At 58.6% G+C, this 1,806-nt stretch carries 1 pseudogene; it reads left to right on the plus strand.

From position 1 onward, the window contains the following. Positions 1–1,076 precede the first annotated feature (1,076 nt). Positions 1,077–1,678 (plus strand): annotated as a pseudogene (locus tag M9978_RS22905) (IS5 family transposase); the annotation flags it as partial. Between the last annotated feature and the right edge of the window lie 128 nt (positions 1,679–1,806).

The raw sequence follows: 1,806 nt of genomic DNA on the forward strand, positions 1-1,806 counted from the left end.
CCACCTCCGCTTCACGCAGCTTGCCGATAATCTCTTCCGGGCGATGCTTCTTGCTCGGCATTCCTCGTCTCCTTCGTCATCCAAATATCATCAATTTTGGACCACTCAGAAGGGGGCAGATCAGCAGCAAACGTTGGGCCCCGTGACAGGTGCAGGAGGTGGAGTGTGCTCGGCGCAGGCGAAACGGCCAAAGATATCCACCGAATTGTTGCGGGGCCGCGCGCGGCTGGTTGCATTGCCGGCCCCGCTCCAATATTTTCATGGTTCGCTCTCGGCAGGAGCGCGGCACCCGTCTTTGCCAAGCTGTTGACAGCACTGCCTTAGGATCGCTGGCACTCTCGTCCAACATGTTGTTCGGGCTTGAGAAGTGGTTGACGGGTGACGCTTCATATCAAGCCGGGAGAACAATCATGTTGATTCAAGATGTCCGGCCCTCAAGTTTAGTTGGTATCAAGCGCCTCGCGCGGCAGATCAGGAACGCGGAGGGCGTTCCTCTCAATCAGGCTTTGCAGCGTGCCGCACAGGCAGCGTCTTTCTCGAACTTCGAGCATGCGCGTCGTATGCTACGCGATGTCTCCCCAGCCAGCTGCAGTGGTCAACAACTCTTCCTGACCGCTTATTGGACCGATCGCGAGACCTATGTATCAGGTCGAGAAACGCTCGAAATCCAGCTGTCAAAACCGCTGGCCGATCTTTGTACAAGATCGGAAATGAAGCTCGTACGCGCGCTGTGCAACATGCGCCCGGCATCACCTGACCATCTGGTCAAGGATATGGTTTGTCCATCGCAGGATTTTGCGAGGCGTCAGATATGCCAGACAGTCGGGGCGCTTCGGTTCATGGAAGCAACGGGACTGCGACCGTCCGACTACCAGCGAGCGCAGGCTGCAACCAAGCACCTCGATTGTGATTTGCCGGACCAAGATCATGTTTCGGAATGGTTTGATCCGACTGCCGGTCGCTTCATCTTGATCGACGAGCCCTATTCAGACGCGGTGATCACACCGGAACGGGCCGAATGGGCCGCGCGCAAGGGATGGCTTCTGCATGCTTCAGCGTGGGCCGGCATGTATTTCCCGTATGGGCCGCACAAGACGCTCTACAATCGCTGGAAGCGATGGGGTGAAATGGGCGTCTTCACCCGAATGATGGAAGGGCTGTCTGCCGCTGGCGCTGACCGCAAGACGGTGATGATTGATGCGACCTACCTGAAGGCACACCGCACGGCTTCGAGCCTGGCGGTAAAAAGGGGGGTCTTGGCCGCCTGATCGGTCGCACCAAAGGCGGCATGAATACCAAGCTCCACGCCGTCACCGATGCCAACGGTCGGCCCCTGAGCTTCTTCATGACAGCTGGTCAGATCAGCGATTACATCGGCGCGGCGGCTCTGCTCGACGAGTTGCCGAAAGCGCAATGGTTGCTCGCCGACCGAGGTTATGATGCCGACTGGTTCAGGGAGGCCCTTGAGGAGAAGGGCATCAAGCCCTGCATCCCGGGCCGAAAATCACGCAACGAGCCGATCAGATACGACAAACGCCGCTACAGGCGGCGCAGCCGCATCGAGATCATGTTCGGCCGCCTGAAGGACTGGCGCCGGGTTGCCACCCGCTACGACCGATGCCCAACCGCCTTCTTCTCCGCCATCGCACTCGCGGCCACCGTCATCTTCTGGCTCTGACCAATGAGTCATCGTGTAATTTGTGGCTGCTTCCTCGGGCCGGCTGAGCGGCGCACCTTCTGGTTGTCGGATCTGAAGGAAGGAAGCAGCCATGAAGCACTATGCCGGAATAGACCTGTCGATGGAAA

The sequence above is a fragment of the Sphingomonas tagetis genome, assembly GCF_024211275.1.
Classification (GTDB): domain Bacteria; phylum Pseudomonadota; class Alphaproteobacteria; order Sphingomonadales; family Sphingomonadaceae; genus Sphingomonas; species Sphingomonas tagetis.